This is a genomic window from Bacillus sp. FJAT-42315 (genome assembly GCF_002797375.1).
GTDB lineage: Bacteria > Bacillota > Bacilli > Bacillales > Domibacillaceae > Bacillus_CE.
On the sequence record NZ_KZ454941.1, the window covers coordinates 3,485,744 to 3,508,251 of the forward strand.

A 22,508-nucleotide genomic window follows, 5' to 3' on the forward strand; every position below is an offset into this window, starting at 1 on the left:
CGAATGGCGACAACAACATGATGATTAAGAACGGTAAAAAAAATGCATATTCAGCTGGTGACGTTAAGGCCCCCCATTTCAATAAAGGGACTACTTCAATCACGACAAGAAAGCAAAAAGCCGTAATAAATTTCCGTCTATTTTCTTTATTATTTTCATACCAACCGATAAAGTTCGCCGGAAAAAAGCCCATAAATATCATGTTCACATCAATGAAAGCACTGAAAATAAAGACAATGCTCATTTGAAGCGCCAACCAATAGGAAAAACCTCGTTGATTCATTAAAAAAAACAATTGACGATAGCTGACTAAAAATAACAAAAGTAAGCTGACACCTAGTATTCTTTTCTCCCCTGTTAGATTGGCTATTTGATAAGCAGGCATAAACAAATAAAACAAGAAAACATAAGGAAGAATCCCGAACTGCTTCGGGAAAATTGTAATCTGCCAATTCTTTATACCCATTTCACTGATCACACCGCTTCTTGTTTTCTTCTAATATAGTTAGATATTAACATAAACAAAAGAAAATAAGCGCATAGAACAAGAATATTATTCCAACTAGGTGAACCTCCACGAATAATCTCCCAAGCCCCACTTCCGTAATGATAGGAAGGCAGCCACTCACCGATGTTTCGCATCATTTTCGGCATAACTTCCATCGGCATCCACATCCCTCCAGCCATCGCTAGAATGATATATAAAAGGTTACTCACTCCCGAAGCAGTTTCTACTTTTTTCATCGCTCCAAACAAAGTTCCTAGTGCTAAAAACGGAAAAGCACCTATTAAAATCCACAGTCCACTCCACAGCCATTCAGAAGCAGTTAGCGATACGTCATTAACAAAGGCACCAGCCATGAAAATGACAATAATCGAAAGTAAATGAATCAATGTTTGCCCTACCATTTGTGCCATGAAGTAGACCGTATTGGAAAGTGGTGTCACTCGCATATAAGTTGACCAACCAAGTGATCGTTCCTGCACCATTCGAATGCCTAACGTCATAATCGCAGAACCCATCACACTAAAAGCCGTCATCGACATTAAATAATGTGCTTGCCAAAGCCCAGGGTTCGGTACGTCCGTGTTTATCACTTTTGTAAACACAATATAGAAGAAGATTGGCATTAATAAAGACCAAAAAACAAAATAAGGATTGCGCAAAATCCGAATGATTTCCACCTTACATTGCATGAATAATACTTTCATCTTACATTACCCCCTCTTCACGAGCCGTCAGCTGCTCGAACGCCGCTTCTAATCTTCCTTGTTCAATCTGAATATCACGAGCCCCCGTTTTTTCAGCAAATAGCCGAGCTAATATTTCATCTGAATCATTTGTTTCAATATAAAATCTATCATTTTGCTTGTATACCTTTTTCACACTGGACCAACTTTTTATTTGCGCTAATGAAATGGCAGTATTAGCTTGAAAAGAAACCGTTCGAGTTAAAAATTGAGCTTTTATATCCGTAGGCTTTCCGTCAGCAATAATCCGTCCTTCTTTAAACAACAAGATTCGATTAGCCACATCATCCGCCTCCTGAAGATAATGAGTCGAAAAAATGATGGTCGTTCCCCGCTCAGCCAACTGTTGAATCGTTTCCCAAAAATGCTTACGAGAACTCAAATCCATTCCAACCGTAGGCTCATCTAAAATAAGTAGCTCCGGATTTCCCGCTAATGCCAGTGCAAAGTTAAGGCGTCGCTTCTGACCACCTGAAAGCTTTTCCACTCGTGTCTTTAAATCCATTTCATTTAATCCCGTTAAAGCAATTAACTTTGCTAAAGAATGTGGATGAGGGTAATAATGACGAACTAAATTGAGCAATTCATTGACTTTTAACCCGTGCATCACACTGACATCCTGTAACATCGTGCCTAATTTTTCTCGAACGCTTTTCTCCTTAGGCGGTTGATTAAACACTTGGATTTTTCCACTAGACGGATTTAAAAGCCCCAAAACCATCGAAATCGTCGTCGTCTTTCCCGCACCATTCGGACCAAGAATGGCTACAATCTCTCCTGAATGAATAGAAAACGACACATCATCCACGGCCTTTTTATCGTGAAATAGCTTTGATACCCGTTCCACCTTAATCACTTCAGTCATGTTTCACACCTCCGTATTCGTTAAACTAAGTGTATGATGATTAAACTCTCAGGATTAGTAGTAAATGTCATCATAAAAAATGACAATTGTCATTTTCTGTGTGTTGAGGCTTCGACTGTTATTTGTAGTTGACCGCCTGATTACTACTCTTGTCCGACTGAAAGCAACTCCATTACGACTGAAAAACAGCCCAATCAGCGGATCAACACCAAAAACACCGCTACCCCCGAATAGTTATTCGTGGATTAGCGGTGTACTCATGTCTTATATTTAATTTATCCCTTCTTCACTCGAACAAATACTACCTTCAAATAATCACCTTCCGGAAACGAGCGTGTCGTTCGAAAGTCCGCAGGTAAGCTGTACTCTTCAAGAATAGTGTAGTTGGTACCCGTTTCTTGGCATGCCATCTGAATAAACTGTTTAAACTTTTTCATATCAAATGTGCTGCAGTTGGTGGAAGCGACGATCACGCCTTGATTTTTTGTCAAGGCAATTGTCTCTTTAAGCAACGCCGTGTAATCCTTAGCTGCGCTGAATGTCCGTTTTTTCGTTTTGGCGAAGCTCGGTGGGTCAAGGACAACGAGATCAAATGTCCGTTCTTTGCGAGCTGCGTATTTAAAGTATTGAAACACATCATCGACGACAATTTGCTGCTGTTCATAATCAATGCCGTTCACTGCAAATTGCTCAATTGTCTTTGGACGGCTACGATTAGCTACATCCACACTTGTTGTCATTTTGGCTCCGCCAAGGGCCGCATTGACCGAGAAAGCGCCTGTGTAGGAAAACATATTCAGCATTTCGGCTCCATCCGAGTAGCGTTCGCGAATGGCTTTGCGCACATCTCGTTGATCAAGAAAAATCCCCGTCATCGCCCCATCATTTAAGTAGACGGCAAACTTCACGCCATTTTCTTTAACAATCAATGGGAATGTTCCGCGCTCACCCATGACAAAGTCATCTTCTTCAATATATTGTCCCTTTTCTTTGAAGCGCTTTTTCTGATAGACGCCTTTGTACTCCGTCGTCTGAGCAAGCGCCGCTAAAAGGTTTTCTTTAAACGAATACATACCCTTGCTATACCATTGAATGAGATAATAGCCGTCGTAATAATCAATCGTTACACCACCAAGACCATCGCCTTCCCCATTGAATACGCGAAAAGCTGTCGTATCAGGGTCAGCTAACAACTCTTGTCGATGGGTAAGAGCCTCCTGAATTTTCTTTGTAAAAAAAGCTTCGTCCACACTTTCTTCTTGATTATGACTGATCACCCAACCGAGCCCCTTGTTTTGAATGCCATAATAGCCGATGCCAATAAAATTATTTTTCTCATCCACTAGTCGCAGTAATTCACCCTCGTGTTTCAACAACTTTTCATTATCAACAGCTTCCTTTTCAATTAGTGGATAACCTTTTTTCATTTTAGCCGCATATTTTCTATTTATTTTTATCGTTAAAAGTTTTGTCATAGTTCCTCCATCATTGTTTCTGATTGCTTCTTATTTATTATGGCACAATGCAAGGGTTTAAGGCATCTTTCACTTTACTTTTTCATTTTCATATAGTAAATTGTCAAAACAACCAATCATCCTACAAATTTGAGGTGTTACTATGAATATATCAAAAACAAAACGAGTGTCGCTTGTAGATCAGGTCATTTCTCAAATGGAAGCCCTGATTGAATCAGGAGAATGGCCAATTGGCGATCGCATCGCTCCAGAGCTGGAATTAATGGCGCAGTTTGATGTCAGCCGGAATACATTGAGAGAAGCTATTCGATCACTCGTACATGCAGGGCTTTTACAAACAAAGCAAGGGAGTGGCACCTTCGTCTGTTCAACTAGCGTATTAGGCGTGGCTCTTGAACGCAGAATCCAACAATCTAACTTATTAGAAACGTTAGAAGTACGCCACGCTTTAGAACGAGAAGCCGCACAACTAGCGGCACAAAGACGCAACAAAGAAGACATCAAACAATTACAACTTCATTTATCTGCCTGTCAGGAAGCGGTAAAATCAAAGGAGCAGCAAGCCTATGCAGAAGCAGATATTCAATTGCACAAAGCCATCGCAGTAGCGACTCATAACCGTTTACTTATCGATTTATATGACCATATGACGGTGTCTCTCCATGAATCTGTTCATCAGTTGGTGGAAAGCAACTCTTGCTTAGAGATTCATCTGCAAATTCATCACCAACTCGTGCAAGCGATTATTAGCCAGGATAGCCAACAAGCCATGGAAGCTGTTAATTCTTATATGACTCAGCTAAAAACAGATACGGGGAAGCTCTCATGAGTACACATCAAGCAGCGAAGCAACTAGATCCATCAAGAGAAACTATTCAACAAGGTACCTGGTTGCTCTTGATCGGCATTGTTTTACTTGGAGCCAATTTAAGAGCCCCGTTGACGTCTGTAGGTCCATTAGTCGCTTCCATTCGTGACAGTTTACATTTATCGAATACTTCAGCGGGTGCGTTAACAGCCGTGCCACTCCTTGCTTTCGCCTTCTTATCACCGTTCGCGCCAAAATTATCACAGCGCTTCGGTTTAGAACGCACATTATTCGCTTCCTTGCTATTATTAACGTTTGGTATTGCTATACGCTCTACTGGGGGAATGACTACGTTATTTACCGGAACTATTTTACTCGGTTTAGCCATCTCCGTTTCCAACGTCTTACTGCCAAGCTTAATTAAACGAGACTTTGCCAAAAACATCGGGGTGATGACAGGGATTTATGCTGTTTCCATGAACTTATGCGGCGCAATAGCAACTGGTGTCAGTGTACCGCTCTCTTCTCTTCTAGGTTTAGGTTGGCGTGGGGCTCTCGGCTGTTGGGGGGTATTATCCTTATTGGCCATCTTCTTTTGGATTCCGCAATTGAAACAGCGGTCAAAAGTAACGACAAATGCCCAAACAACCAGCGAAAAATCCATTAATTTATGGCGTTCGCACTTAGCTTGGCAAGTCACCTTTTTTATGGGTCTTCAGTCTTTAATCTTTTACACCGTGATTACCTGGCTACCGGAAATTCTGAAAGAACAAGGTCTGCACGCAAACGAAGCTGGCTGGATGCTTTCTATTATGCAATTTGCTTTACTACCTTTCACTTTTATCGTCCCAATTTGGGCAGGACGACTACAAAGTCAGTGTCTATTAGTCGCCTTGACCGCTGGATTATTTTTGTCAGGGCTAAGTGGCATATTGTATGGAAGCACTCAGCTCACTCTTTTATGGGTCATCTTAATCGGGATTGGTGGAGGATTTGCCTTCAGTTTAGCGATGATGTTCTTTAGCCTTCGTACACAAAGCACCCAAGAAGCTGCTGAGCTATCAGGTATGGCCCAGTCACTAGGCTACCTCCTAGCCGCTACCGGTCCGGTATTATTTGGCTGGCTCCATGACATCACGCATAGTTGGACTATTCCTTTACTTATGCTGATCGTCATTTCCATATTTATTTTTATTTTTGGGATGGGTGCAGGGAAAAAAGGTTATGTGAAATAGGATGATTTTTTTCGATATCCCCTCTTGTTTAAACCTATAGAAACTTGTTAACACTAGTAGAAAAAAGGTGTCTACAAGGAGGACCTAATGAAAAAATTTAATTATGTATTAGTAATACTTTTCGCTATGGTGATGGCTGGCTGTAATTTTAATAACCATCTTGATTCAGCCAAAAAAGCGGTGGAAACGAGTAAAGAGATGCCTGATTTAACGAGAGGAGTCGACAAAGTGCTGACTTCTTTAGAAGACTTGAGTACAGTAGTAAAGCAGTCGCCAAATGAGACAAAGAAGATCCAAAGTATCGGAGAACAGCTTGCAGAAAATTGGGATGAGATTGAAAAACGAGTAGAAGAAGCCTTCCCTGAAGACTACAAGAACATCGAAGAAAGCCTATATCCACTCATCAGCGAAGCAAAAAAAGAGACACCTAATGTACAAAAAATTAAACCATTGATGACCGATACGAAGAAGAAAATCACTGAATTCAAAGAAAAACTAGAAATATCTACGTAACAAATTCCTATCCCTGCAAACAACGGTTGGCAGGGATAGGAATTTGTTCGGGTGTTTCTTGATTTGGACTACATTTTCTCAACTTTGACTGGAATGAGGTTCCTTTACACTTAAAGAAGCAAATGAACCTTCTGCTTGTATTTGATTCTTCCATTCTTTCATTTGCTCGACCATTTGCAAAAGCTGCTCTCGTTCGCTCTCTAGTTGTTTGATTTTATAATCAATGGAGGTACTCCACTTCATCGGATCAGCTTCTGCCACAAACTCTTTAATCTCCATTAATGTGAATTGACAACTTTTCAACAGCTTAATCTTTTTCATCACTTGAATTTTATCATGATCATAATATCGATAATTCGTTTCTGGATCTATGTACGATGGTGTTAATAAATGAAGATCGCTATAATAACGAATCGTCTTTACTGGCACCCCGCATATTTTTGAAAACTGGCCAATGGAATACATACTGCCTCCTATTTACTTTATTATCCATTTTATCAAACTATTCTTAAATAAACATTAAAACAACATTCTCTACAATTTCTCGACACGAGATGCCTGTCACTCCCCGAAGTTTGTCGAATGAAAGTTATCTCATTATATAAAGTCACCTTAACAGAAAAGGAAAAAAACGAAACCTTTCATGGGAAAACTCGTATATTCTACTAAAAAGGAGGGTGCATAATGAATAACCACGAAATTGATTACAAGATTTATGGCGATGATATGCAGTTTGTTGAAGTCGAGCTTGATCCACAAGAAACGGTGATCGCAGAAGCTGGGAGCTTAATGATGATGGAAGATGGCATCCGCATGGAAACAGTATTTGGTGACGCCTCTGCTAATCAAGGCAGTGGGTTAATGGGGAAATTAATCGGTGCTGGTAAACGAGTTATTACGGGAGAAAGCTTGTTCATGACGACATTTACGAATGAAGGAAGCGGGAAAAAGCACGTTTCTTTCGCCGCTCCTTACCCTGGGAAAATCATTCCGATGGATTTAAGTGAGCTTGGTGGAAAAATTATTTGTCAAAAAGATGCGTTCTTAGCAGCCGCGAAAGGCGTTTCTGTCGGTATTGAATTACAACGAAAGCTAGGTGCTGGCTTCTTCGGTGGCGAAGGCTTTATTATGCAAAAGCTTGAAGGAGACGGAATGAGCTTTGTTCACGCTGGTGGGACGATGTATCAAAAAACACTCGCTCCTGGAGAACTGATTCGCATTGATACAGGTTGCTTAGTCGCTATGACCCAAGATGTTCATTATGACATTGAAGCCGTTAGCGGTATTAAGACGGCTTTATTTGGTGGCGAAGGCTTATTCTTTGCGACATTGCGAGGTCCAGGTACGGTTTGGGTACAATCGTTGCCATTCAGCCGCTTAGCGAGCCGCGTCTTTGCATCGGCACCGCAAACAGGAAGCTCCTCTAAAGGTGAAGGTGGCATCGGCGGATTTTTTAATATGTTTAGTGATGATTAATTAGCACTCTGATCGCCCTAGAATCTACTCTAGGGTGATTTTTTTCCAATTTCAAATAGAGATTTGTTGTATAATTACTTTTATTAACTGCATAAGGGGGAATGGGAATGAGTAGAGAAATTATTGAATTAACAAATGAAGCTCAATGGAGACAAGCGTTTCCGTTAATGGCACAATTGCGGCCTACATTGACGGTGGAAAGATATCTTGATTTATTGCCGAAAATGACTAAAAACAACTATCATTTATTCGCCATGGTCGAACAAAATCAATTTCTTGCTTTAGCAGGCGTGGACTTAGCGACCAATCTTTATAACGGCTACCATGTTTTTTTATATGATCTAGTCGTTGATGAAAATCAGCGATCTGGTGGCTTAGGTGCTGAGATGCTAGAATTTGTACATAGCTGGGGGGAAAGTCAGGGAGCGGAGTACGTTTCATTAGAATCTGCCCTTCATCGAGAAGCAGCTCATCGTTTTTATGAAAATCATGAGTACGACAAATGGTGTTACTCCTTTAGAAAGAAACTTTAAGTCTAATTTATATTTTCTTAATATTCGAAAAAGAAAGCGAGCCTATTTTATATGATTGAGCTAGTGAATTTTGCAACGGGATTACCTAAAAAGATGAAGTACAGTCAAGATAAAGAAGTGAATACAGGCATTTGTAAGGAAAGTGTTGAGGAAGCTTTTTTAACGAAAGATGGCTTTATTGGCGATGGCGTCGCTGATTTAAAACATCATGGCGGCCCCGATCGCGCTGTTTGTGTATATCCGCATGAGCACTACAAGCTGTGGGAACAAGAATTTCAAACGACACTTCCTACTGCGACATTCGGTGAAAATGTAACTGTCACGAATATGCTAGAGCAAGATGTTCATATTGGCGATATTTATCAAATAGGAAATGCCGTTATTCAAATTACACAAGGGAGAGTACCGTGTAGCACTATTACAAAGAGAACAAGTATCACTCCTCTTCTTAAACGAATCGTCGAGACCGGCTTTACTGGTTACTTATGTCGGGTCTTAGAAGAAGGAACGGTGCGAGCTGATTCGAGCATTACCTTACTAGAGCCTCATCCACAGCAAGTATCCATCCTGTTTGCCAATCAAGTTTATTTTCATCGCCAAAAGGATATCGAAGGCATGAAACAAGTATTAGCCGTTCCAGAACTAGCAGCGGAATGGCGTAAGCAGTTGGAAAAACGATTAGAGAAATTAATCGATTGATCAGCAGAAAGCACATGAATGGAGTGATGAGCGCTCCATTCATGTGCTTTGTTCAATATTTGTGCGGTTTCTTTGACTTTGTGAGAGTTTTCTTCGACCATAGCAACCCTTTTAAATAGCAAAACTTTTTCGCCGAAACACACTTAGTATAATGCCAATCACCAACGAGTAAAGCCAGAGCATAGTGTTTCCATAGCTGATGAACGGGACGAATACTTTAGCTACAGGCAACCAGCCAGCAATCATTAACAGATTATAGAAAAGTGGTACCACATAAAGCACCCAACTACCAATAATTAATAATTGCCCTAAAGGGTCTTTAACTTTGCCTGTGATCCATAACATTCTAACTGCAAAACCAGCAAGCACGATAAGGAGTAATGAAAAGAAAAACCAACCTAATCCGTAAATTAACGTTACCAATACCAAATCAGTATGTGCTTCTGGAATGAAAGAATTACCTGTTGAGATCGGTTGCGCAAACCAGTTAGCTTCTTTAAGGAGCTTGTTTATTAACAAAGTATAATAGCCACCTGCATCAATATACTCTTCTGGATGTAGCAAAGCCTGAAATCTTTCTCTCTGGTAAAGATTTGTCATCGGTAAAATCGCTAGCAAACTACCTACCGCTACCAAAGGAATAGTCAGTATATAAATGAATAACGATTTTCTATGACGACGAATCGACCAACCGTACATCACAGTGACCATCGCCGTATACATCATCGCATTAGCATTACTTACAGCTTGGGAAAACAGTATTAATGGTAGAATAAATAACACAATGAGTTTCCATTTCGGCATGGATCGGTTTAAAAAACTAGCCCAGGCTAAAAAGTAAAGTGGAAGAACCATCGTTGAATCAGTCGAGATTGGACCTAATACTAAGTACACAGACCCATTTATCATCACCGAAAATGGCTCATAAGGCCACCCTTGAACAAACACAACATACAATATAAATGTCCCAACACCATAAAACCACGAACCATACTTTTGTAATTTACGATAATCAAAGAACATACAGGCTATCATCAAAATCATGCCTAATAAAACATAGACAGCTTTTTTTGCTATAAAGCCCTCCATATCAGGAAGCAACATAAGCGGTAAAAACCCAAGCCCAGTAGCAACCACGAAGAACGCCACCAAGCCCCATTCCACTTTTGGTTTATGGAGCTTATTCATCTCCACACCTAATTTCATCGGGTCTCCCATTTGTTGGACGGCTTCCTTTTCCGCTTCTCCTCTTGACATACCTTGATTCATCAATGTTTTTGTCGTACTTTCTATATGTTGATCTAACTCTAACGCGACGTATTGTTGCGCTTCCTTTGAGCGAATATGACTTTTCAACTCTTGAAAAAACGAAGCTTTCTCATTCATACAGAATTACTCCTTTCAACACTTCTTGCTTCGATTTTGTCTCTGCTTTCTTTAATAGCTTCCGTCCCTTTGAATTCAAGCTATATTGCTTATTTTTCTCATCATCCCATTGCGATAAAATGTATTCCTTTTGTTCTAGTGAATGGAGGAAGGTATATAAAAAGCCTTCATTTTGATCAAATCTTTTTATTCCGCGGCCGCGTAGATGGGTAAGTAACTCGAAGCCCGTTTTTTGACGAGTAAGCAGTTGGAGAATCGCTAAAAGAATGTCCTCGTCTGTTTCCTCCTTGATTGCTTGAAAGATGCTTTGTCGAAGCTCGTCCGTGAACTTTAATCCATGAAACGTCTCTTGCTGCTCAGATTTTTTCAATTTTTTCAAACGATCTTCCATCTATTCCACCTCCCCTAATTCAGCTTTTAATAATTCTTTCGCTCGGCGAAGCCTCGTTTTAATCGTATTTTGCTTGATATTCGTCACTTCACTTATTTCTTTAATCGTCAATTCCTCATAATAAAACAAATAAATTAACTCTCTATATTGAATAGGCAATTTCAGTGTTGCTTCCATAATCATTTGACGCTCATCTTTTTGAATGACGGCCTTTTCCACATCATCTTTCGTTGAAGCATGTGACAAATGATCCGTTTGAATAACTTGTACGTTGCGAACATGCCAGCTTTTTAAATAATCTTTGCAATGGTTAATCGCAATGCGCCACAGCCATGTTTTCATTTTCGATCTTTTATTAAAAGTATGAAGTGCCCGGTAGCATTTCACAAAAATCTCTTGCGTCAAGTCTTCTGCCACCGTTTTATTTTTCACATAAGAGTAGGCGAGCTCTAACACACTTTGACCATACTCGGTCATGATTTGATCGAATAATAGATCATGATCTTTTTCTTGAAATGCCTCTACAAATATTTCTTCCAATACCTTCCCTCCTAACCTCCTATTGATTAGACGAAGCAGTCGTTGATTCGGTTTTCCAAAAGGCAACTATTTTTCATTACATACAGAAAAAGCACATGCTTTAATGAACTCATGTGCTTCTTCTCCATATTACCCCTCTTCCACAATCCCCGTCTCCACATGAAATGCTTCACCCGTTATCGCGTCAATCATTCGGATGTGACCAGACGTATTTGGAAAAGCGGGAAGATAGGAAACTTTATAGATTGGCAAGTCTCCTTCCATATGTTTACCAAATGTTAATTCCATCTCTAGCTGTTCGAGTAAAATATCTTTCGCTTCAGCTAGTGAAATCACTGGCTCTACTGTCAATAATATGTCTCCAATAGTATCCGCGCTAAAGCGAATAATTTTCCCGGACAGTTGTCCTACTTGAATGGCTAATAAGTAACTATCTACTTTAACCCCTTGATAGATTCGTTGAAAATAAAAAACGTACTCAGATTCGCATGCTAACTCCTCATCTTCCTCTACGATAAAATGATGGGAAGGGTGACTTTGTTGCATGATGAATTGTTCATTAGCTTTCGGGTAACAAGCAAATAAAAATTGTAATGCGCGATCTTTTGCCTCTTTTTCCGTTAAAGGGGTGTGCCCTTTTTGCACAGATTCCACATTCGTCACACTAAGCAACTCCCCGGTAGTTTTGTTGAAACCTAGTTTAATGACATCCCCTTCAAACTCCTCGATATTGAGCGAGTCAATAGCCACATCCTCTTTTGACCACCATTCTACTCTTTCTTCATCCTCAATGACCTCCGTTATTTTCGCATATTGATCATTCAAGCCAATGATCGAGTGAAGTTCACTTTCTGGAACGATCCGCTTCTCGATTGCCTCATACTTCTCGGGAAATCCACCATACTCCTCAATCGTTTGCAGCGCACCATCCGGCTCCACTTCCATCACATAATCAATCAGTGCATAGCATGAATGATACGTATCGTCTCCATTAGCATACTGTTCTTTATCTAGTTGCGCGATCACTAACTCAAACTCAAGATTGTCGATATAGATCGATTTTGCTGTTTCTTTAGGGATAAGTACAGTTGGATACTGTACTACACACTCTCCTACTCGCGAAGAAAATTGCTGTACTCGCCCATCCTTCGCTACATCTATTTCCACTCCCGAATTAGGTAAGAATAAGCCTAATTGCTCATCTTTTTTGTCATAAATGAGCTTGTACGTTTCATCCCAATCGATCATGCATGAAAAGTGGAGCGTGTGTAGGGCCTCCGAACAAAACATGTCGATAAAGGCTTTGGCTTGCTCTCGAATCTCTTCCATTCCTAACGGTTGAGAAGCGTATTCCACCTCTTCATATATGGTGAAAAAATTAAGTGCTCCTGTTTCATCTAAACGAAACTCCCCTAATTCTTCCTCATCACTTTTTCTAAAAAGCTCCCAAGTCTTCTGATCATACTCGCTCACTTCAATATAAACTTCTTCCGCCATCTTCTCTTGTAAATAGCGGATCATCTTTTCTTTTATTTTCTCCAAGCTGTGAAATTCTCCTTTTTATAATAATACAGTGTGCTTCTGGCAACTATTTTTTATCCTTTATAACCACTTCAAACACTTCTTCCTCTTGTGTAGACTCCACTTTCCATTGATCATTTTTCGAATCGAATACTAACTGACTAATCGCCAGCACAGCCCCACCTTCTCGCTTCGATTGCTTAATCGCCTGATGGACAACTTCCGTCTCTGTTAAATCAGCAGTTTTAGGCTGATAGGTTGGTAATACTTCTACATACTTTGCCGAGCCTTGTCCAGGATACGATTCCATAATAGGTCCCGCAGGTTCTACTAGCACTCGCTGACCGACTTCTAGCTTTTTATTTGCTTGCGGGAAACTATAAGAAATGGCATCGAAATATTTTTGTTTACCGCCTGTTGCTGAAAAATCCTGCGAGGTCGCACTAACCACTAGCATCGAATTTTCAGAAACGCTCATCACATAGCCACCTTCTTTAGGCGGGGTAGTTGTCGTTTTCTCTGGCGGATAGGAAACATCCGCTTCTCCCGGTAACGGCACTAATCGACCGTCTTGTTCAAGTTCTAACTTGTGATTGGAAAATTGTTTTCGAAGCGCTTCTTGTTGTTCCTTTGTCAAAAAATCATGTGAAATTTCCACAGTCCCTGTCTTCGTGTCTACTGAAACTCCAAACGACACTCGATCTGGCGTTGCATGGGCTCTTGCCATTCTTGCTATCACTTCGTACACTTCATTCGTCAATTGATTATTTTCCTTTTCGGTAAAGTCACTGCGGAAAATATAAATGTATTTCGCTAAAATTTCTCCTTCATCTACTTGTTTTTGAAGCTCAGTGACTAGCTCATTCACTTTCTCATCCGGTTCCTTAATTCCTATCCAAAATCCTGGTCGATCTGCACCAGATGATTGATCTTCTAAAAAAATGACGCCTTTCTGATTTAACCCACCAATCCCGCCATACACTTTATTAATCGCTTCAGTGGCTGCTTCGGCTTCAATCCACTGCATACCTAAATCCTCCTGCAATTCAGGTGTATTTTTACCGAACAGCCCTTTTTCTAAACCTTCATTTTCCCTTACTTTTGCGAAGGCTTCATCTCGGATGCTTGTGTCCGTTGTCGTTTGCTCAAGTTCAGCAATGATACTTCTGCCACTGACCGTTTTCAGCGCTGGCCACTTTTCATCATTTAACTGAGCCTGATCATTGCCGTTCTTCTTATGTTCTTCCGGAGAATCGCAACTTGCTAAAATAATAGAAAAACAGAGTGCAGCTCCTACTGTTACGATCTTTTTCATCAAGAGCTCTCCTCCTTTGAAATATTTAACATTATTCGTCGACTTTTCCTAACCAAAGAGCCCGCACCTCATATCAAACTATCTATTCGCCTTCCAATTTACCATGAAGATCCCGGCAAAAATAAATCCTCCTCCGAGCAAGATATACCATTGCGGCTGTTCCCCTAGCAGCAGCCAGCCTGTTAGTACGCCAAAAAACGGGGCTAAAAAAAGAAAAGCACTCGTTTTTCCTGGGTCTCCTTTTTGGATTAAATAAAACCAGCCGGCAAATTGAACAATGGACGCCATAAAAGCTAACCACAGCACAACTACTACAGAAGTCATATTGACATCAATCGAAGGTGCTTCTAATAGAAAGCTAGCCATGAATAAAACAATACCGCCAAAGAGCATTTGATAAGCGGTGAGCACCCACGTATCTAATCTATACCCCCAAGCTTTAATTAACAACGTAGCAATAGCCCAAGCAACAGCTGAAGAAAGACCGTACACTGTTCCGATCTCTAGGTTTAATTGTCCCCCCATCGTGATAAACACGCCTACAATACCAAAAACGACCCCAAGCCATTGCAACACTCGATACTTAATTTTGAAAATAATTGTCCCTAATAACACAACGAGCAATGGATTCGTAAACGTTAATATCGCTGATTCTCCTGAAGTGATCGTTCGTAAGCTCATAAAGATGCAGCCCATCACCACAGCCGTTTGAAAAAAACCGATAATCGCCATTTGTAGCCATTGTTTCAATGTCTGAGGGTGCGGACGATTCAATAAACGAACCGCAACAACCATCACCACGCCAGCAATCGAAAAGCGAAGCGCCACAAGTAACAACGGCGATACATAAGTGAGTCCGATTTTCCCCACCGCAAAAGAAGAACCCATTAAAGCTGTCGTCAGCACCACTAATAGACCAAAAACGAACGGATGGATCGCTGCTTCCTGACGCTCATGCAATTTTGCAACACTTTCAGCTTGAACTCCCACGCACTCACACCCCTATTTGTCCCAAAGAGACTAATTTACATCGTATTATACAGAATTTTCTAACTTTTATAAATGATTAGTTGGGTAATTTTATCAAATCAAAAACTGATCTTTCGCAACCAACTACTTTGATTTTATATTTTTGAAACTATCATCCAAGAAGAAAAAACCACACTTTCCCTTAATAACCTATTATAGTAAAATATGTTATATAGAAAAAGAAAGGGGACTACTATGACAACAATAGGAATTGATTTAGGTACAACTAATAGTCTAGTAACCTATTGGACGAATGATGGAGCAAAGATCATCCCTAATGTACTTGGGGAACACCTGACACCATCTGTTGTCAGCGTTGATGAAAACGGTGACATTTTCGTGGGGCATATCGCTAAAGAACGACTCACTACCCATCCCCATGCAACCGTTGCTACATTTAAGCGATTTATGGGGTCAGATAAAATTTATGAATTGGGAAAATACACTTTTTCTCCAGAAGAGCTTTCCTCCTTTGTGATTAAAGCTTTGAAACTAGATGCTGAAGCCTTTTTAGGTGAAATAGTCACTGGAGCCGTAATCAGTGTCCCCGCTTATTTCAATGATATGCAGCGTAAAGCAACAAAACACGCCGCTGAAATTGCCGGATTAAAGGTGGAACGTCTGATTAGTGAACCTACAGCTGCCGCACTTTCTTATGGGTTACATCAGGAAAAGTCGGAGACGAAATTTCTCGTATTTGATCTAGGCGGCGGTACTTTCGATGTATCTATATTAGACTTTTTTGAAGGAATTATGAATGTCCAATCGGTTGCCGGGGACAACTATCTAGGCGGTGAAGACTTCACTGAGCTTCTTGTGACTCATTTTATTGAATCTCATGAAATCAAAATAGATTCCCTGGACTCTAAGAACCTTTCCTTCATTCACAATCAGGCTGAACGTTGTAAGCTGGTCTTAGGTCATGAGCCTTTCGGAATCATGAAGGCTACTATTCACGGTCAAACTTATGAAAATCAACTCACACGAACCGATTTCGAGAAGCTGGCAACGCCGCTGATTTTACGCCTGAGATATCCAATTGAACGAGCGCTTCGTGATGCTTCTTTATCTCCAGATGATTTAGATGCCGTTATTTTAATCGGCGGAGCAACTCGAATGCCACTAATCAAGTCCATTATCGCCAAAATGTTTGGTCGTATGCCCTATTCAAATATTAACCCTGACGAAACAGTCGCTTTAGGTGCAGCGGTGCAAATCGCCTTGAAGGAACGGAACAAAGCGTTAGAAGAAATGATATTGACCGATGTTTGTCCTTTCACTCTAGGGACAGAAATAGTCCAAGAGATCGGAACAGATCAAATAGAATCAGGATATTTCTTCCCAATTATCGAGCGAAATACCCCGATTCCTGTCAGTCGAGTGAAACGACTTTATACCGCCCATGATCAGCAAAAACTTCTCACTGTAGACATCTATCAAGGGGAAAACCGCAGGGTGGAAAACAATGTGAAATTAGGTGGATTGGAAATTAAAATCCCATCTGCTAAAGCGGGGGAACAGTCTATAGACGTTCGTTATACATACGATATTAATGGCATTCTTGAAGTGGAAGTGATCAGCACAACGACTGGAGAGAAAAAGAGAATCATCATTGAAAAAAATGCCGGAAGCCTCACGGAAGAAGAAATTGAAGCACGTCTGTTAGAACTAAAAGATATTAAAATTCATCCCCGAGATCGCATGGAGAATAGATTACTAATAGCTAAAGGCGAGCGTCTATATGAAGAGTTGACTGGCGATAGACGTACAGAAATAACCTTACTGCTACAACAATTTGAAAGTGTATTAGCGACACAAAACGAGAAAGAGATTAATAAAGCCGCAGAAACACTAAAAGAAGTATTGGAAAATATGGAAAGGTGGATAAACTATCTGTGAAAATTTGGGAAATTCTAGAGGTAGAACCTACCGGTAATATTTCGATTATAAAAAAAGCTTACGCGAAAAAATTAAAAATTCATCATCCCGACGACGATCCTGAAGGCTATCAACGCCTGCGGGAAGCCTATGATTCAGCCATAAAAAAGGCGAAACAAAACAATAGCGAACCTTCCTTTTCATTAGAAGAAGCTAGTGAATTTGAAGAGCACGCTTTTGAAGATAGCTTTTCCCCTTCTCGGCTTGATTTCATCAATGAACTGGCCTTCACCACCATTTCGGAACATCCTGTGAACACATTTATGGAGGAGGTCGAGACGCTATATGACGATTTTTTCGCTCGAATCGAACTTGAAAACTGGGAAAAGCTATTGCAGTCGGATATCACTTGGAATGTTCAACATACTAAAACCCTACAAGATCGATTGATTTCATTTTTAGAGGATCATCATTATTTTCCTCGCCCCATCTGGGAACTCTTCGATCAAATGTTTCATTGGCGTGAGCAAGAAAAAGAACTGATCGAAGAATATGATGAAGAGACCATTCAGCTTTTGCTCCAGCACATCAATGGTAATCAGGAAATGCGCTATCAGTTTTTTGAAAAAATTGATGACTTAGATTACGAGTTGTTCTTACAATTGCGAGAAGAAGTACAGCTAGCTCTTATGGAAAATGATCTAGAAGCAACCAAAGATTTGCTGAAAGAAGCGTATCAGCTATATTCCAAAGACCCAGATCTATTACATATGCAAGGAATTTATTACATGCGTACAGGGCTTACAGAGCTCGCGCTGCAATCATTCAACGACGTACTCTCTATTTGTCCTGATGATCCTGATGGTCTAATATACAGAGCCCGGATTCGATACGATAACAGTCAATTCGCTGAAGCGATCAATGATTGTCAACAGTTACTTTCCCATCACCCTAAGCATGCAAATGCCATGCTGTTAATCGTGAAATGCTATCTCGAAATTGGTGAGGATGAACAAGCCTACAATTGGGCTGATAAGTGTCGAAAAATATCTCCTGGTCACCTAGAAATTTATTCTCGTCTTTCTCAAAGCGTGAATCCGTCTTCGGGAACACTCTCATCTGAGATAGCGGCTGAAGAAAAAGAGGGCATACAACCAGGAAAGAAACTAATTGTCTACTCAATATTTTTAAAACGTATTAGGGGGTATATAGGATTTTTTATTATAGCTCCTTTTACCCCAATGCCATTTGAATACATAGCTCTCATGTTCATTCCCCTCATTTGGGACATCTGGAAATGCTACCAACTTTTTAAATACCATAATCTATTTTATGGGGCATCTGACATACATCGTACATCTAAAGATAAACACCGGAAACAGTTTGAACTTTACTTACAGTTATTATCATTACCTTTTGGTATCAATCCCTTGATAACGTATTATTTTGTTGACTATAAATTCACCTTCATTCGAGATCGGCTAATTGGTAACAGACAACTTATAAAGACAATGAAAGATCATCAGAATATTAACGATGCTACGGAGCTAAAGAATACCATTAATTGGTTATTAGAAACTAACAATCATCAACAATTTAATCAAATTCGCTATCAATTATCTGCTCTTTCAGAAAAAGCTCGAAATCAATACATTCAATCTTGGCATAAGGACAGCTCAAGATACGCTGAGTTACTCATAGTAAATCAAGGATTACATGCTATACCCTCATCAGGTATTTCCGCCTTTTACTGGGGTTCAGTTATTTATTTATGCCGTGTTGGCAGAAGAGTTGGCTATTTAACAAAGAAAGAAGCACAGGATTATATGATAAAAGCAGTTCAGCTTTTACAACAGTCCTATTTGGGATGGAACGAATATATGAACGCATTGATTCTAGGTAGCTATTTCTACAATTCCGATGCAGAGTTCAAATATAATCAGTATAATTTCCCTTATATTGCAATGCTTTTTGCCCATCCCAAAACACCTTTACCAAAGATAAAATGGGATAACGATTTACTGAAAAAATTGGATTAAATGCAAAGACAAGAAAAGGGTCCGTCCCATAAGTGATTGAGACGGACCTTTCTGCACCGAAAGCGATGCCATAGGTGTATTAATGGCATTTTAAAAAAAGAAGTATCATCCCAAAAATTTGCGATGCAGACTTTTGGGGCACCTCCTTTTTTTAATCTATTACATTTTCGATGCTTCCATATCCATTGCGGCCCATTCTTCTTTAGACGGTCCGTAAATACCAGGGACTGTTAAACTAGCTTGACGCATAAGGACCGTCATTTGTCCGCGATGATGGATTTGATGATGAATTAAAGTCATTAAAAACAGGCCATTAGGCTGCTGCTGTCCAAAAAAATCATTTCGCTCTTGTAAATTTTCATCGGCCCATTGAGTTTTGATTGCTTCAATCAACGCTTCACTGGTCTTCGAATAATGATCTGCAATAGCTTTAGCAGAAGTTGGAACAGGCATGTCTTGAGCAGGAGAATCAAACTTCAGCCCTGTTCGAGAAATCAACACTTGAACGACAGTAACAAGATGCCAAGCAACTTGTCCTAAATTCCAGTTTTCTGACGTAATTTCCTGTTCTAGAGACTCATCAGTAAGAGTATTGAGGATTTTCTGGGTTGCCGTTGACTCGAATTCCCACGATTTCAAAAAACCATTTAAGCTTTGAAACATTTAATCCCCTCCTACAAACTCGCTTCAATGAATCAATTCGCCGTGCTTCTAAAATTTCCTTTATTCTTTTAAAAAAAAGAGAGCACTAATAGCGCTCCCATCTCTCTCATTTACATAATCGTTAATTTTTCTTCTACCGATGTTCGCGGTCTAGAGTCAGGAATCTGTTCTGAATCAAAATAACCTAAATGCAAAAAGCCGACAACTTTTTCTCCAGGCTGTACATTCATTAATTGTCTTGCCTTTGGGTCCCAGTTATGTGGATTCGTTTTCCACACCACGCCTAAGCCGCGTTCCCAAGCAAGCAATTGGAAGTTTTGAATTAACGCACTCGTCGCCGCAAAATCCTCTTCCCATTGCTTCTGACGCGGATCTTCTTTCATCACAACCACTAAAAAGGCTGCTGGCTGATTAAAATAATTTCTTCTGTTTTCATGCATATCTTTTGGGTATGTAAGAATTAACTGTTCAATAAATGCTTCTTTATTTTCGGTCGGCACAAAAATAAAACGCCACGGCTCTCTCAATCCATGATTTGGTGCCCACACCGCATCATTTAGTAGCTCCACTATGACCTCTTTAGAAACTGCATCATCCTTATATCCCGTTTTAATAGACCTTCTCTCACGAATCGTTTTAGCAATAGACACTCTAACAGCCTCCTAATAATTTATCAATCAACTTTATAGTACACTCATCTTAAATGATAATCATTTTCATTAAAAACGTCAAAATAGATGCCTGCCTCCTCCTGTTTTTTTCAATCAGACAATACAATTCCTTTACTTACCGATAGTGTTTTAAAAAGATGATTACCATTAATCATTCATTGACAGTCTGTATTCAAAAGGATAAGATTTAATCATTAATGAGAATTATTATCAAAAAATGAAGCAAGCATTATTATTGATTAGTAACCTGGATATCCTAGTGATTTAACCCAATAATTTATGTAAAAAATGCGCAATCACTTAGAGATCTTGCTATAAAAGCTTGATCTCTTCTTGCATTTTCAACTATTTAAGCAAAAGGATGTTGCAGCTATGAGCTTTGAACAGCTTTTAACGAGTATTCCCTTTTTAAAGGACGTAAAATGTTTTTCTACCACACAAAACTATACACCTAAGCAAGGGAAACATACGATCATCATTGTTAAACAAGGACATATCACCATTACAGTGGAGAATGAGCCTCCGATTACTTGTGTAGACGGTTTTATGCTACATGCTAATAAAGGACCAGTCCGTATAGAAATCCCCAAAACCAAGTCTGCTACTTATGTATTGATCACTTATCAACTTTTTCCTGAAAATCAATACTGGGCGTTACACGGTCCAGTATTTTCCACTAGTAAAGAGAAAATATATTATATGGTGGACGAGCTTATTCGAATACGTAGTAAGGAAAACACTATGGAACTAGTCGAAGTTCAACAATTTCGAGAACGGCTTATGCTTGAGCGGATTTTATTTATTTACTTATATGAATCAGAAATGAAAACGGACAAGGCATCAACCATGAATTATATTGAGGAGACAGTTTCTTATTTGAATCAACATTATATGTTAGAAATAAAATTGCCATTGTTAGCAGAAAGAGCAGGATTAAGCGTAGGGCATTATACAGTGTTATTTAAAAAATATACAGGAGTGACAGTAAAAACATATCTATTGAAGCTACGAATTGAAAAGGCCAAGCAATTCTTACTCCAATCTAATTTAACGGCAAAAGAAATAGCACTAAAAGTTGGATTTTCTGATTATTTTCATTTTAGTCGCAGTTTTAAAAAAGAGGTGGGGCGTTCGCCAACAACTTTCCGAAATATGAAAATCTAAAGATTTGACATGTTACTTCTTAAATAAAGATATGTTCAGTGGCAATAATAACACATACAATCTAAATGATAATAATTATCAAAATCATTTTAGGAGGAATAACATATGCACCATTGGACAAAACGGATGCTCAGCTTTGCTTTTATTAGCGTACTTATTTTAAGTTTATTTGCTTGCGGCAACTCCGATAAAAAAGAAACGAAAGAAGACACACCTAAAAAGACGAAAGAGGCAATTGAGATTAAACATGCCCTCGGAACGACTGTGCTTGATAAAAAGCCAGAAAAAATTATTGCTTTAGAATTTAGTTACACCGATGCCCTGATCACTCTTGGCGTTCAACCAACAGGTGTAGCGGATGATGATAATCCGGAGCTTTTCATGGATACAGTAAGAGAACAATTAAAGGACTACACATCCATCGGCTCTCGCTACGAACCAAATATTGAAATGATCAGTTCTTTGCAACCAGATTTAATTATTGCTGATTTAAATCACCATAAAAACGTTTATGATCAATTAAAAGACATTGCACCAACTATTGTTTTAGACGACCACCAAGCAGATTATAAGCAAATGCTTGATAACTATTTAGTGATTGCAAAAGCTGTAGGAAAAGAAGCAGAAGGAAAACAGCGTTTAGAAGAACATCAACAAAAAATTGAAGAAGCACAGCAAAAATTAGGTGAAACGGCTCTAACTGTATTACCTGCTGTAACAAATCCAGAAGGGTTGTTTGCTCATTCAGATCATTCTTACACAGGCTCTTTTCTAACAAGCATCGGCTTTAATGATCCAGTGCAAAGTGAGGATTCTTATCCAAAATTAAGCTTGGAGCAATTGGTTGAAACGAATCCACAAGCTATTTTCTTGCTACCAGCTACAGAAGAAACGATTGTAGATGAATGGAAAAACAACCCTTTATGGCAAGAAATTGATGCTGTGAAGAACGATCAAGTATTTATAGTGGAACGTAGAGATTGGGCGCTATCACGCGGATTGATTGGTTCTGAAAAAATGATTGAGGACATCGTAAAGCATTTAGGAGAACAGTAA

23 protein-coding genes (1 of these 23 cut by a window edge) are annotated in these 22,508 nt (G+C 39.5%); 10 read left to right on the forward strand and 13 right to left on the reverse strand.

The window, feature by feature from the left end; translation table 11 throughout:
- From CEF22_RS17025 to CEF22_RS17040, 4 genes are all read right to left on the reverse strand, one after another.
- Positions 1-466 carry the 5' end (the start) of a sensor histidine kinase gene (locus tag CEF22_RS17025; RefSeq protein WP_100404063.1) on the reverse strand. It extends 674 nt beyond the left edge of the window, so the window shows 466 of its 1,140 coding nt (coding positions 1-466); it begins with the start codon at positions 464-466; the stop codon falls past the left edge of the window.
- Between the two features lie 8 nt (positions 467-474).
- A complete protein-coding gene (locus CEF22_RS17030; RefSeq protein ID WP_100403787.1) occupies positions 475-1,212 on the reverse strand; it encodes an ABC transporter permease in 738 nt (245 codons plus the stop codon).
- 1 nt (position 1,213) lies between these two features.
- Positions 1,214-2,116 carry an ABC transporter ATP-binding protein gene (locus CEF22_RS17035; RefSeq protein ID WP_100403788.1) on the reverse strand — a complete coding sequence of 301 codons (903 nt, stop codon included), beginning with the start codon at positions 2,114-2,116 and terminating at the stop codon, positions 1,214-1,216.
- A gap of 275 nt (positions 2,117-2,391) precedes the next feature.
- Positions 2,392-3,591 (reverse strand): class I SAM-dependent rRNA methyltransferase, encoded by a 1,200-nt coding sequence (locus tag CEF22_RS17040; protein WP_100403789.1) that lies wholly within the window; start codon positions 3,589-3,591, stop codon positions 2,392-2,394.
- Between the two features lie 142 nt (positions 3,592-3,733).
- Here CEF22_RS17040 and CEF22_RS17045 point away from each other — a divergent pair, with 142 nt between their 5' ends.
- The 3 genes from CEF22_RS17045 to CEF22_RS17055 all read left to right on the forward strand — a co-directional run bounded on the left by CEF22_RS17045 (position 3,734) and on the right by CEF22_RS17055 (position 6,147).
- Positions 3,734-4,420 (forward strand): FadR/GntR family transcriptional regulator, encoded by a 687-nt coding sequence (locus CEF22_RS17045; RefSeq protein ID WP_100403790.1) that lies wholly within the window; start codon positions 3,734-3,736, stop codon positions 4,418-4,420.
- Positions 4,417-5,634: a CynX/NimT family MFS transporter gene (locus CEF22_RS17050; RefSeq protein WP_100403791.1), complete on the forward strand. Its 1,218-nt coding sequence runs from the start codon at positions 4,417-4,419 to the stop codon at positions 5,632-5,634. The genes CEF22_RS17045 and CEF22_RS17050 overlap by 4 nt, the downstream gene beginning before the upstream one ends.
- An 87-nt stretch (positions 5,635-5,721) precedes the next feature.
- The gene (locus CEF22_RS17055; protein WP_100403792.1) at positions 5,722-6,147 is read left to right on the forward strand and encodes a hypothetical protein; all 426 of its coding nucleotides are present in this window, start codon (positions 5,722-5,724) and stop codon (positions 6,145-6,147) included.
- Between the two features lie 78 nt (positions 6,148-6,225).
- Here CEF22_RS17055 and CEF22_RS17060 read toward each other — a convergent pair whose 3' ends face one another.
- A complete protein-coding gene (locus tag CEF22_RS17060) occupies positions 6,226-6,612 on the reverse strand; it encodes a MerR family transcriptional regulator (RefSeq protein ID WP_095479966.1) in 387 nt (128 codons plus the stop codon).
- A 219-nt stretch (positions 6,613-6,831) separates the two neighbouring features.
- On the opposite strand from CEF22_RS17060, the gene CEF22_RS17065 reads away from it, so the two are divergent.
- From CEF22_RS17065 to CEF22_RS17075, 3 genes are all read left to right on the forward strand, one after another.
- Positions 6,832-7,623: a TIGR00266 family protein gene (locus CEF22_RS17065; protein WP_100403793.1), complete on the forward strand. Its 792-nt coding sequence runs from the start codon at positions 6,832-6,834 to the stop codon at positions 7,621-7,623.
- Positions 7,624-7,730: 107 nt separating this feature from the next.
- Positions 7,731-8,156 carry a GNAT family N-acetyltransferase gene (locus CEF22_RS17070; RefSeq protein WP_232726151.1) on the forward strand — a complete coding sequence of 142 codons (426 nt, stop codon included), beginning with the start codon at positions 7,731-7,733 and terminating at the stop codon, positions 8,154-8,156.
- Positions 8,157-8,207: 51 nt separating this feature from the next.
- Positions 8,208-8,855: an MOSC domain-containing protein gene (locus CEF22_RS17075; protein ID WP_100403795.1), complete on the forward strand. Its 648-nt coding sequence runs from the start codon at positions 8,208-8,210 to the stop codon at positions 8,853-8,855.
- Between the two features lie 111 nt (positions 8,856-8,966).
- Here the strand turns inward: CEF22_RS17075 and CEF22_RS17080 are convergent, their stop codons facing one another.
- The 6 genes from CEF22_RS17080 to CEF22_RS17105 all read right to left on the reverse strand — a co-directional run bounded on the left by CEF22_RS17080 (position 8,967) and on the right by CEF22_RS17105 (position 14,944).
- Entirely contained in the window at positions 8,967-10,241 is a 1,275-nt protein-coding gene (locus CEF22_RS17080; protein WP_100403796.1) for an FtsW/RodA/SpoVE family cell cycle protein, read from the reverse strand.
- The gene (locus tag CEF22_RS17085) at positions 10,234-10,632 is read right to left on the reverse strand and encodes a PadR family transcriptional regulator (protein WP_100403797.1); all 399 of its coding nucleotides are present in this window, start codon (positions 10,630-10,632) and stop codon (positions 10,234-10,236) included. The genes CEF22_RS17080 and CEF22_RS17085 overlap by 8 nt, the downstream gene beginning before the upstream one ends.
- On the reverse strand, positions 10,633-11,172 hold the full coding sequence (locus CEF22_RS17090; protein WP_100403798.1) for a sigma-70 family RNA polymerase sigma factor: 540 nt from the start codon (positions 11,170-11,172) through the stop codon (positions 10,633-10,635).
- A 129-nt stretch (positions 11,173-11,301) separates the two neighbouring features.
- On the reverse strand, positions 11,302-12,714 hold the full coding sequence (locus CEF22_RS17095) for a YcdB/YcdC domain-containing protein (protein WP_100403799.1): 1,413 nt from the start codon (positions 12,712-12,714) through the stop codon (positions 11,302-11,304).
- Between the two features lie 46 nt (positions 12,715-12,760).
- A complete protein-coding gene (locus CEF22_RS17100; protein WP_100403800.1) occupies positions 12,761-14,008 on the reverse strand; it encodes a DUF3221 domain-containing protein in 1,248 nt (415 codons plus the stop codon).
- Positions 14,009-14,086: 78 nt separating this feature from the next.
- Positions 14,087-14,944, reverse strand: coding sequence for a DMT family transporter (locus CEF22_RS17105; protein ID WP_100404064.1), 858 nt, complete (start codon positions 14,942-14,944; stop codon positions 14,087-14,089).
- Positions 14,945-15,232: 288 nt separating this feature from the next.
- Between CEF22_RS17105 and CEF22_RS17110 the strand changes: the two genes are divergently transcribed.
- Both CEF22_RS17110 and CEF22_RS18635 read left to right on the forward strand, forming a co-directional pair.
- Complete coding sequence (locus CEF22_RS17110; RefSeq protein ID WP_100403801.1) at positions 15,233-16,936, forward strand: molecular chaperone HscC; 1,704 nt, start codon at positions 15,233-15,235, stop codon at positions 16,934-16,936.
- A complete protein-coding gene (locus tag CEF22_RS18635; RefSeq protein ID WP_157843263.1) occupies positions 16,933-18,954 on the forward strand; it encodes a DUF1266 domain-containing protein in 2,022 nt (673 codons plus the stop codon). Before CEF22_RS17110 ends, CEF22_RS18635 begins: the two co-directional genes overlap by 4 nt.
- Positions 18,955-19,113: 159 nt before the next feature.
- On the opposite strand, the gene CEF22_RS17120 is transcribed toward CEF22_RS18635, so the two are convergent.
- The gene (locus CEF22_RS17120) at positions 19,114-19,617 is read right to left on the reverse strand and encodes a DinB family protein (protein ID WP_100403802.1); all 504 of its coding nucleotides are present in this window, start codon (positions 19,615-19,617) and stop codon (positions 19,114-19,116) included.
- A 110-nt stretch (positions 19,618-19,727) separates the two neighbouring features.
- On the reverse strand, positions 19,728-20,267 hold the full coding sequence (locus tag CEF22_RS17125; RefSeq protein WP_100403803.1) for a nitroreductase family protein: 540 nt from the start codon (positions 20,265-20,267) through the stop codon (positions 19,728-19,730).
- A gap of 393 nt (positions 20,268-20,660) precedes the next feature.
- Between CEF22_RS17125 and CEF22_RS17130 the strand changes: the two genes are divergently transcribed.
- On the forward strand, positions 20,661-21,452 hold the full coding sequence (locus CEF22_RS17130) for an AraC family transcriptional regulator (RefSeq protein WP_100403804.1): 792 nt from the start codon (positions 20,661-20,663) through the stop codon (positions 21,450-21,452).
- A gap of 105 nt (positions 21,453-21,557) precedes the next feature.
- Positions 21,558-22,508 (forward strand): ABC transporter substrate-binding protein, encoded by a 951-nt coding sequence (locus tag CEF22_RS17135; RefSeq protein WP_100403805.1) that lies wholly within the window; start codon positions 21,558-21,560, stop codon positions 22,506-22,508.